The organism is Flavobacterium sp. (assembly GCF_043773265.1).
In the GTDB taxonomy this organism is placed as follows: domain Bacteria; phylum Bacteroidota; class Bacteroidia; order Flavobacteriales; family Flavobacteriaceae; genus Flavobacterium.
The window spans coordinates 1-4960 of sequence record NZ_JAYVFH010000181.1 but is presented as its reverse complement, the minus strand read 5'-3'; the positions used below and the strand labels follow the sequence as shown (position 1 = coordinate 4960).

The 4960-nt window shown below is 31.7% G+C and carries 5 protein-coding genes; all 5 read left to right on the top strand.

Going from position 1 to position 4960, the window contains the following annotated elements; translation table 11 throughout:
- Positions 1-261, top strand: a 261-nt coding sequence (locus ACH2BO_RS09700) for a DUF4162 domain-containing protein (protein ID WP_395044543.1), incomplete at its 5' end; no start/stop codon positions are given.
- Positions 262-393: 132 nt separating this feature from the next.
- Positions 394-1698 carry an ABC transporter permease gene (locus ACH2BO_RS09695; RefSeq protein ID WP_395044542.1) on the top strand — a complete coding sequence of 435 codons (1305 nt, stop codon included), beginning with the start codon at positions 394-396 and terminating at the stop codon, positions 1696-1698.
- 216 nt (positions 1699-1914) lie between these two features.
- Entirely contained in the window at positions 1915-2460 is a 546-nt protein-coding gene (locus ACH2BO_RS09690) for a hypothetical protein (RefSeq protein ID WP_395044541.1), read from the top strand.
- 96 nt (positions 2461-2556) lie between these two features.
- Positions 2557-3489: a hypothetical protein gene (locus ACH2BO_RS09685; protein ID WP_395044540.1), complete on the top strand. Its 933-nt coding sequence runs from the start codon at positions 2557-2559 to the stop codon at positions 3487-3489.
- Positions 3490-3493: 4 nt separating this feature from the next.
- Positions 3494-4960, top strand: a 1467-nt coding sequence (locus tag ACH2BO_RS09680) for a phosphatase PAP2 family protein (protein WP_395044539.1), incomplete at its 3' end; no start/stop codon positions are given.

Sequence of the window (4960 nt, the reverse complement as noted above, 5' to 3'; positions counted from 1 at the left end):
AAAGAATTTCGAACTAATAATTATGAAGTTGGTATTCTAACTAGTAATGTAGAAGGTTTAATGTATGATTTAACTCAAAAATTCACACTTTCGCAAACTAATTTTAAATCACTAAATGACGAATTAAAACTAGAGATAAATCTTGGTAATTCAACTCCAAATGAGTTGTTACATATTTTAACACAACGTGGTCAAGTAACCCATTTCTTAGAAAAAATTCCAAGTGTTAATGATATATTTATTAAAACAGTAACCGAATAGAATTTTAGTTTAAACACTATTACATTTTGTCACACTGAGCGCAGTCGAAGTGCTTTAACATCATAAAATAATAAATTAAATAATAAATTTTTGTCACACTGAGCGCAGTCGAAGTGCTTTAATATAAAATAAATGAGCATTATAAAACTTATAATAAAAAGAGAATTCATTGCCAAAGTTCGCAATAAATCATTCATAGTAATGACTTTTTTAAGTCCATTATTATTTGTTGGAATAGCAGTTTTTGTTGGTTATTTAAGCACAATGAAAGCCAGTTTAAAAACCATTGCCATTCATGACGAATCTGGATTATTTACTAACGAATTTAAAAGCGATGAAGAGTTCAAATATTTAGATTTAACACCATTGCCATTAAAAATTTTAAAAGACAGCATTGTAAAAGAATCTTACGAAGGATTATTAGTAATTCCAAAAACCAACAATCCAGAATCACTTCAAAAATCCATTCAATACATTTCCAACGAAAGTCCAAGCGTAACTTTTGTAGAAAATCTTCAAGATGTAATCAATAAAAAAATCACGATATCCAATTATAAACTTGCAAATTTAGATACTTTAAAAATTAATAATGCCAAATCTAAAGTTGTAATAAATCTAGCAAAAGCATCTGGAGAAGCTTCATTAAAAGGACTTAACGAAATAAAAGTCATCATTGGTGGCGCTTTTGGTTACCTAATTATGATGTTCATAATTCTGTACGGAAATATGGTTATGCGAAGCGTAATAGAAGAAAAAACATCAAGAATTATAGAAATTATTATTTCATCGGTCAAACCATTTCAATTAATGATGGGTAAAATTATAGGAACATCGCTTGCCGGAATTCTTCAATTTTTAATTTGGGCAATACTTGGTTTAACAGCAATGTTTATTCTTTCTGCAGTTTTTGGAGTACAAATGGTATCAAATTCTGACGCACAAACTCAAGCAATGCAAGCTGCACAAAACGAAATGGGCGGACAATTTCAAATGTATTTAAAAGAAATTCTCAACCTTCCAATTGCCACAATTTTAATCTCTTTTGTCATTTATTTCATTGGTGGTTATTTTCTTTACAGTTCATTTTACGCCTCAATTGGCGCAGCAGTAGACAACGAAACCGATTCGCAACAATTTCTTCTACCAATTATAATGCCTTTAATATTAGGAGTTTACATAGGTTTTTTCACAGTAATAAACGATCCACACGGCACAATTGCCACCGTTTTTTCCATGATTCCTCTCACATCACCAATCGTAATGATGATGCGAATTCCGTTTGGAGTTCCACTTTGGCAAATCGCAATTTCGGTAGTAATTTTATTTTCAACCTTTCTGCTAGTCGTAGTTTTCGCCTCCAAAATTTACAGAGTTGGCATCTTAATGTACGGAAAAAAACCAACCTGGAAAGAACTTTACAGATGGTTAAAATATTAAAGTCAGATAGTGCTTTTTAATGTCAGAAGCGAATCGCTCGGGCTTAATCTATCAAGGTAATTCCAGCTTTCCTTTCATAAATCCCGAAAAAAATCGGGATGTTTTTCCAGTCAATCTGGGCTAAAAGAGCAATCATTTTTGTATCTAATTAAGTTTAAGTTTCAAAAAAACTTAATGAACCTTAATACCTTAATGGTTTAAATAAAAGAATAATAATTGAAAAAAGCAGCGTCACTTTTACTAACAATTACATTACTCTCTTCCTTGTTTTACAACTTGGTAGACTATTATATGATTGTAAGTTATCAAAAAGAACAAAGCTGGATAGAATCAATGCAAAATGCTCCAGATTCTAAATTTAAAGTAATAAAACTCAATGCCACCTTGTATTCTTTTATGGAAGATACAGACGTTGAAAAAGTAAACGAAAACGTAATTATAGACAATAAAGTCTATCATATATTCAAGAAAAGCATTAAAGATAACGTCTTAAATTTATATTATTTAGGAGTAGAAAATCAAAATGCCATTGACGTAAGTTTAAAAAAACTAGTTGCTTCTCAAAAAGATTCGGATGCATCAAATTCGCCAATTCAAAAATTAATGAAATCAATTGCCAAAGATTATTTATCAAATTCTTATGAAAAATTAACCTTTTCTAAAACCATTTTTTTTACTCAAAAAGCTGTATTTCAAATTTATAACTCTAAAATTCTTTCTGGATTTTCAATTTTAAATTATCCGCCACCAAAAACAGTTTGATTTTTTTATCTGAAATTTCAATTCTTTGTATATTATTTTATGAAGATAATTTGTTTTCAGAAAACCTAAAAATTAATTAAACACACCTATAAAATAATGAAATACATTTATTTATGTTGTCTTTTTATGGCAACAATTTCGTCATTTAGTCAAACAGAAATTGACGCAATAATGATGGGAAAAAAATATTTTTGTACAGGAGCAATTTACGAATACAACAGTTGGGACAAGTATTGGGAAGGAACTTTTAAAAGAGAAAATCTAAATCTTGGAACTGTTTCAACCCAAAAATATTCAGTTAATGGAAATTACGGAATTACCAGTAAATTAAACGTAATTTTTTCAATTCCTTACGTAATAACCAAAGCTTCTGCAGGAACTTTACAAGGTCAAAAAGGGTTGCAAGATTTATCATTAACCCTAAAATATTTGTTCTACGAAAAAGAAATAAAGAAAAATTTACTTTCTTTTTATGCACTTGGCGGTTTTTCTTTTCCAACAACCAATTACATTGCCGATTATTTACCTTTAAGTATTGGATCAAAAAGCAAAATGGGAAGTATAAGAATAATGAGCGATTATCAATTCGGAAATTTATTTACCACAGCATCAACAGCTTATGTAAAACGTTCTAATATTACAATTGATAGAAATACCTATTATTCAGATCAAATGCATTATACCAATGAAGTCAATATTCCAGATGCCATTTCGTTCAATTTTAGAACTGGTTACAGAACAAAAAAACTTATTGCCGAAGCCATTTTTGATTCCTGGATTACACAAAAAGGAGGTTTTGACATTACTACCAACAATACGCCTTTTCCAAGCAACACAATGAATATGGCAAAAATTGGTTTTAACGGAAAATATTATCTGCAAAGCATTCCAAATCTTTCTGTAATTATAGGTGCAAATCATACCATATCTGGAAGAAACGTAGGACAATCCAATTCATTTTATGGCGGATTATTTTACATTATAAATTTTAATGCTAAAGCAAAAACCACTCAAGAAACTAAAATTTAAAACAATGAAAAACTTTATATATAATTTAGGAATGAAGTTTTTGTTGCTTACTATTTTCATTTTTACCATTTCTTGTAACGATGATTTAGAAGAACGAAACTTGCAATATCCACAACTCAATCCAACAAATCCAGATGCAAATGCTGGAACTTGGACACCATTAGTATTAACTGCGCCAGATGAGTTTTCTTTAGATGCACCATTGGCAGTTACAACAAATGCTTACAAAACAGAAATTAATGAAATTAAAAGTTATCAAGCCAACATTACGTCAGATCAACAAGAAATTATAAATTATTGGAGTGTTGGTGGTGTTTTACGTTGGAACGAAATTATGCAAACACTTGTCGCAAGACACAATCGTCCACCATATCAAAATCCTGATGGCACTTATCCTGCGCCTTCTGCTGCCAATCCTTTTGCCAATCCACAATTTCCATTTTCAAATCCTCCATTTGCAGCTCGTGCTTATGCTTATGTTAGCGCAGCACAATACGATGCAATGGTTGCAACTTGGCATTACAAAAATCTATACAATCGTGCAGCACCATTTGTGGTAGACAATACCATTCAGGTTTTAGTTCCTAAAAGTCCTTTGCCTTCTTATCCTAGTGAAGATGCCGTTTTAGCTGGAGTTACAGTAGAAATTTTAAAATTATTATTTCCAACAGAAATTGCATTTATCCAACAAAAAGCCGATGAGCAAAAATTATACAGAATAATATCTGGAGCCAATGTTAGAAGCGATGTTGACGCTGGAGTAGTTTTAGGAAGAAAAATTGCAACCAAATTTATTACAAAAGCAGCATCTGATGGTGCTGGAGCAGCAATTGGAAACCAAGCATTATGGACACAATTAGAAACTAATGCTATTGCAAATGGGCAAACTCCTTGGCGTTCTTTAGAATTACCAGTTCGTCCACCAATGTTACCATTATTCGGAAATGTAAAATCATTTTTAATGACGCCAGCCAATGTAATTGCCAATCGACCAGTTGCGCCACCATCAACCAATTCGCCACAATTTTTGGCAGAATTAAACGAAGTAAAATATTATAGCGAAAATGCAACTAGAGAACGAATGCAAATTGTAAATTTTTGGGCTGATGGAGTTGGAACTTACACGCCACCAGGACATTGGAATCAAATTGCCGACGAAGCATTTGTATATCAGTATTTTAGCGAAGTACGTTGGGCAAGAAATATGGCGTTATTAAATATCGCAATGATGGATGCTGCAATTAGTTGTTGGGATGCAAAATATACTTATTTCAATCCACGTCCAAGCCAAGTTGATCCTTCTGTAAAAACTACAACTGGAGTTCCAAATTTTCCAGCTTATGTTTCTGGACATTCCACTTTTAGCGCAGCAGCAGCAACTTATTTATCGCACGTAATTCCGTCTAAAACACAAGAATTTCAAGCTTTGGCAGCACAAGCATCAGAATCTAGGTTGTTTGGAGCAATTCAT

Coding starts and splice junctions, on each gene's coding strand:
- ACH2BO_RS09695 (WP_395044542.1), top strand. CDS start 394: ATGAGCATTATAAAACTTATAATAAAAAGAGAATTCATTGCCAAAGTT.
- ACH2BO_RS09685 (WP_395044540.1), top strand. CDS start 2,557: ATGAAATACATTTATTTATGTTGTCTTTTTATGGCAACAATTTCGTCA.